The 4,754-nt window shown below is 70.4% G+C and carries 3 protein-coding genes and 2 pseudogenes; all 5 read right to left on the bottom strand.

The genetic code is table 11. From position 1 onward, the window contains the following. Nucleotides 1–103, bottom strand: a pseudogene (locus QNO07_RS27385) (roadblock/LC7 domain-containing protein); the annotation flags it as partial. Nucleotide 104: 1 nt separating this feature from the next. Further along, nucleotides 105–3,269: a sensor histidine kinase gene (locus tag QNO07_RS27380; protein WP_283995237.1), complete on the bottom strand. Its 3,165-nt coding sequence runs from the start codon at nucleotides 3,267–3,269 to the stop codon at nucleotides 105–107. 299 nt (nucleotides 3,270–3,568) lie between these two features. Beyond that, nucleotides 3,569–4,168 (bottom strand): GTP-binding protein, encoded by a 600-nt coding sequence (locus QNO07_RS27375; protein WP_283995236.1) that lies wholly within the window; start codon nucleotides 4,166–4,168, stop codon nucleotides 3,569–3,571. Beyond that, the gene (locus tag QNO07_RS27370) at nucleotides 4,149–4,565 is read right to left on the bottom strand and encodes a DUF742 domain-containing protein (protein ID WP_283995235.1); all 417 of its coding nucleotides are present in this window, start codon (nucleotides 4,563–4,565) and stop codon (nucleotides 4,149–4,151) included. The genes QNO07_RS27375 and QNO07_RS27370 overlap by 20 nt, the downstream gene beginning before the upstream one ends. Nucleotides 4,566–4,633: 68 nt before the next feature. Next, nucleotides 4,634–4,754, bottom strand: a pseudogene (locus tag QNO07_RS27365) (roadblock/LC7 domain-containing protein); the annotation flags it as partial.

Here is a 4,754-nt window from a genome sequence, read left to right as displayed (position 1 = left end):
CGTCGGCGGAAACCACCACCGTGTGCGACACCCCCGGGGTGTTCTCCACAAAGTTGGTGATCAGCCAATTCAGATTCTGCGCCGCCTGGCTCATCGGGCTCACACTAACGCTCCTGGTCGTAGGTGCTGCCGGGACCGAAGCCCGGTCGGTCGTTCTGGGTGGCGTCCCGGCCGCCCGCGCGCCCCTTGCGGACACCGCGGTGCAGGTTGCTCAACCTGCCGCGGACATCCTCCGGAGCGCGGGAGACCTGGGGACCTCCCTGTGGGGTCTGTGTCGCGGCGCCCTCGACCAGGTTGGCCCTGGGCACACGTCGGGGCAGACCGGAAACGGTGACTCCGCCCGCCTTGGGGTCCCGGACCTTCTCCGCCCGATCCCAGCGCTCGTCGTTCGCCGAACGCCAGTCGGGCTCGTCGGGCCGAGCTCCCTGCTGGGGTGCCTCCGCGGGTTCCGGTTGCGAACGGAACTGCGTTGCCTGGTGCTCCTCGGGCTGCTGCCCCTGCTTGTCCCGGCGCGGCAGGCCGGCACCGGTGGTGGAGGGAGAGCTGCTCGACGGAGTTCCCGGACGGTCGAAGCCTACGCGGTCCCCGGCGGCTGTGGGAGCCGCCTGCCCGGATTCCGCTTGCGGTTGCGCAACGGTTCCGTAGCCCTGGTCCTGCCACCCCGGGTCGTATCCCTGGGGGGCCTGGCCGGCGCCGCCGGCGCCTTCGAACTCCGCCTGCGACTGCCCGTAGCCGCCGCCGTAGCCGGGCTGGGCGGCCGACCCGTCGTGGTACCCGCTGCCGTAGCCGGCGTCGGCGTAGCCGGGCTCCGGGAAGCCGGTGGCGTCGTAGCCCGTCTGCTGCCCGTACGGGGGCTCGGCGACCGGTTCGGCGTAGCCGCCGTACTCCGACTGCTGCTCGTCCTGCTGCGGCTGGTCGTAACCGTCCTCGTACTGCTGTGCGTCCAGCGCGACCCGGCGCTCGCCGCGGGACAGCGAGCGGCCCACCGGGTCGAGCGACGACGCGTCGTCGGGAACCTGGACGGAATCGTAGCGGGAGTCGTCAAAGCCGAGCTCCGCAGCCGTGGGCTGCGAGGGGTAGGCGGCCTGGAGCGGCGGCGCCTGCTGTTCGAGCTCCTGCTCGGGCACGATCCGCGAGACGGTGAAGTCGTCCTCGCCGAACTCGTCGCCGCCACCGCCGTGCGTGATGGCCTCGGGCAGCATGACCAGCGAGGTGGTGCCCGCCTGCTCGCCGGAGGGGCGGAGCTGGACGCGGATGCCGTGGCGGTCGGCGAGGCGGCCGACCACGTACAGGCCCATGCGCTGCGAGACGGCGGCGTCCACGGTGGGCGGCTTGGCCAGCCGGTGGTTGATGTCGGCGAAGTCCTCGGCGGTGAGGCCGATGCCCTTGTCGTGGATCTCGATCATGACGCGCCCGTCGGGCAGGCGCGTGGCGGTGACCTTCACCTTCGTCTGCGGCGAGGAGAACGAGGTCGCGTTCTCCAGCAGCTCGGCGAGCAGGTGCACGAGGTCGGTGACGACCGCGCCGTGGATCTCGCTCTCCGGCACACCGCTGATCTCGATGCGCTCGTACTGCTCGACCTCGGAGCCGGCGGCCCGCATGACGTCGACCAGCGGCACCGGCTGGTTCCAGCGGCGGCCCGGCTCCTCGCCGGCGAGGACCAGCAGGTTCTCACCGTTCCGGCGCATACGGGTCGCGAGGTGGTCCAGCCTGAACAGGCTCTCCAGCTGGTCCGGGTCGGCCTCGTTGTTCTCCAGGTCGGTGATCAGGCCGAGCTGCCGCTCGATGAGGCCCTGGTTGCGGCTGGAAAGGTTGGTGAAGATCGCGTTGACGTTGCCCCGCAGCAGGGCCTGCTCGGCGGCGAGCCGGACGGCCTCGCGGTGGACCTGGTCGAAGGCCCGGGCGACCTCGCCGATCTCGTCGCGGGTGTCGATCGGGATGGGCGTGACGTTGGTGTCGACCCTGCCCGGCTCGGTCCGGGACAGCTGGTCGACGAGCATCGGCAGCCGCTGCTCGGCCACGTCGAACGCGGCGTTGCGCAGCCGGTTCATGTTGCGGCTCATCGAGCGGGCCATCAGGGCGGCGATCACGAACGCGATCAGCAGGGCCGCCAGCACGATCGCCGAGTTGACGATCGCCTCACGCTTGGCGTCCGAGGCGATGGAGCCCGCCTCGGCCACGGCCCGCTGGGCGAGGTCCTCCTCGATGCCGCGGTACACGTCGAACTTGCCGGTCGCGGACTGGAACCACACGTCGGCGGTGATGCCCTGGGAGGCCAGCGTGGTGGGCTTGGCACCGGAGCCGATGCGCTCGATCATGCCGTCCATCGACGGCGGCGCGACGAACTCCTGCCCGGCCGCCTCCGCCTGGGCCTTCGCAGCGGCGATCTTCTCCTTGCCGTCCGCCTGCAGGGTGCGCAGGTCCGACCGGAGCCGGTCGGCGTCCTGCTGGGTGCCGCCCGCGAGGTACTCGCTGAGGGCGACGTCCTCCAGGTAGGCGTAGGACTGGAAGGCGGTCAGCTGCTCGGCCTTGGACTCCGCGCCGGGTCCGGGCTTCACCAGCAGCTGGGTGCCGATGGACCGGGTCAGCGACTCGGCGGACTTCGCGAGCGAGATGGCGTAGACGGTACGACCGTAGGCGACGACGTTGCCGGTGCCCAGTCCCAGCTCGTTGGAGAGGTTCATCAGCGGGTGCTGGATCTCGACGTAGCCCAACTGGGTCTGGACGCCGCTGAGGCGGCTGGAGTACGCGGCCTGCCGCAGGGAGTCCAGCTTCGGCTCCACCTTCGCGATGCCGTCGAGCCGGCGTTGCAGGCTGGGGGTGTCGGGGGCGCGCTCGGCGGCTTCCTGGAAGGCGGTCCGCGCTTCGTCGGTCGCCGCGCGGGCCTTGGTGATCTCCTCGGCGTTGTCGTCGCCCTTCAGCAGCGGGGCGGCGGTGCGGTCCCGCTCGTCGAGCAGGGCGTGCGCGTAGGTGGAGGCCGCCGCGACGATCTCGGCGGTGCGCTCGGCGTCCTGCGCGTCGCTCAGGGTGTTCATGGAGTTCTGCACGCGGAAACCGCCGAAGACCAGTGCCACCAGCACGGGTATCAGCAGGATCGCGTTCAGTCTGGTCGCCACGCGCCAGTTCCGGACAGCGAACCGGCTGCTGCTCCCGGATGCCGCGGGGGTCGCGGACGGTTCAGCGGACCCCGTCGCGCCGACCGCGGCCCGCGGCGGCGTGAAGTTGCCCCGCGACTCCGGCGGCGGGGGTGCCGTCTTGCTTCGCCTCACTCGACCAAACCTCTCGGCGTCGGCACCTCATCCTCGATGCGCCGTAACTACTGCTGAGTTCAGCGAATTGCAGCACGCCGGGAGGGTGGTTTCCAAACACTTGAAAGTGCGATGACTACCTCCGGCGGCACCCGACAAGTCGGGCATTACGGCAGCTCGGCGGCAAATGACTGGAGAAATGTGCGCGGAGTGGAGCGGAGCGCTCGCTGCCCGTAATCGAAACGGGTCAATTCTCTGTCGAAACGTTATGATCGCGTGGACGGGGGCGTGTGCGATGACAGCCCCCGTCCACGAGTGGATCAGCGCAACCGCGCCAGCAGCGCGTGCTCGACCAGTTGGATCAGCGCGCCCTTGGCGTCCGCCCGGTGCCGCGCGTCGGTGGTGATGATCGGCGCGTCGGGGCCGATCTGGAGTGCCTCGCGCACCTCGTCCGGGGTGTAGGGCTGGTGCCCCTCGAACCCGTTGAGCGCGATGACGAAGGGCAGGCCGCTGTTCTCGAAGTAGTCGACCGCGGGGAAGCAGTCGGCGAGACGGCGGGTGTCGACCAGCACGACCGCGCCGATCGCGCCGCGCACCAGGTCGTCCCACATGAACCAGAAACGGTCCTGACCGGGCGTGCCGAACAGGTACAGGATCAGGTCGTCGTCCAGCGTGATGCGGCCGAAGTCCATGGCGACCGTGGTCGTCGTCTTGCCACCGGTGTGCGTGAGGTCGTCGATGCCCGCCGACGCGGACGTCATCACCGCCTCTGTGCGCAGCGGGTTGATCTCCGAGACCGCCCCCACGAAGGTCGTCTTGCCCACGCCGAAGCCACCCGCCACCACGATCTTCGCGGAGGTGGTGGAACGCGCGGGTCCGGAAGCCTGCCCGGCGTGCGGGCTAGAGCTTGCGAAGTCCACTGAGCACCCTTTCGAGCAGTGTCACGTCTGGCGCACCGCCGGGCTCACTGCTGCCGCCGGGCTGGTGGATCGCCACCATGCCGGCCTCGGCGAGGTCGGCGACGAGGATACGGGCCACTCCCAGGGGTATCGCCAGCAACGCCGAGACCTCGGCGACCGACTTGACCTCACGGCACAGGTGGCAGATCCGCTGGTGTTCGGGAAGCAGCCCCTGCAGCTGTGCCGGGTCGGCGCTGGTGCTGACCAGCGCCTCTATGGCGAGTTGGTAGCGCGGCCGGGTTCGGCCGCCGGTCATGGCGTACGGGCGCACCAGCGGCTGGTCGCCTTCGCTGTCGTCGTACGGCGCGTGATGGCTCGGGGCACCGTACGGGCCGGGCGAGGCGGGCGGCGTGGTCATGGCTCCTCCGGACGAGGCATGAGGTCGGCGATGCTGCGGACGGGAATGCTCATGTGGGGGGAGCGGGTCTAGTTCAGCAGGCTGCCCTGCAACTCCGAGCGCAGCTCGGGGGTGAGAACTGTCCCGGCGCGGTCGACCAGGAGTGCCATCTCGTAACCGACCAGACCGATATCGGCCTCCGGATGCGCC

The sequence above is a fragment of the Streptomyces sp. 549 genome (assembly GCF_030124175.1).
In the GTDB taxonomy this organism is placed as follows: Bacteria; Actinomycetota; Actinomycetes; order Streptomycetales; family Streptomycetaceae; genus Streptomyces.
The sequence above is the reverse complement of the archived record's forward strand: the minus strand, read 5'-3'. Positions and strand labels throughout refer to the sequence as shown.

Bases quoted from the DNA above. Each gene is read 5' to 3' on its own strand.
- QNO07_RS27370 (WP_283995235.1), bottom strand. From the start codon at position 4,565: ATGACCACGCCGCCCGCCTCGCCCGGCCCGTACGGTGCCCCGAGCCAT.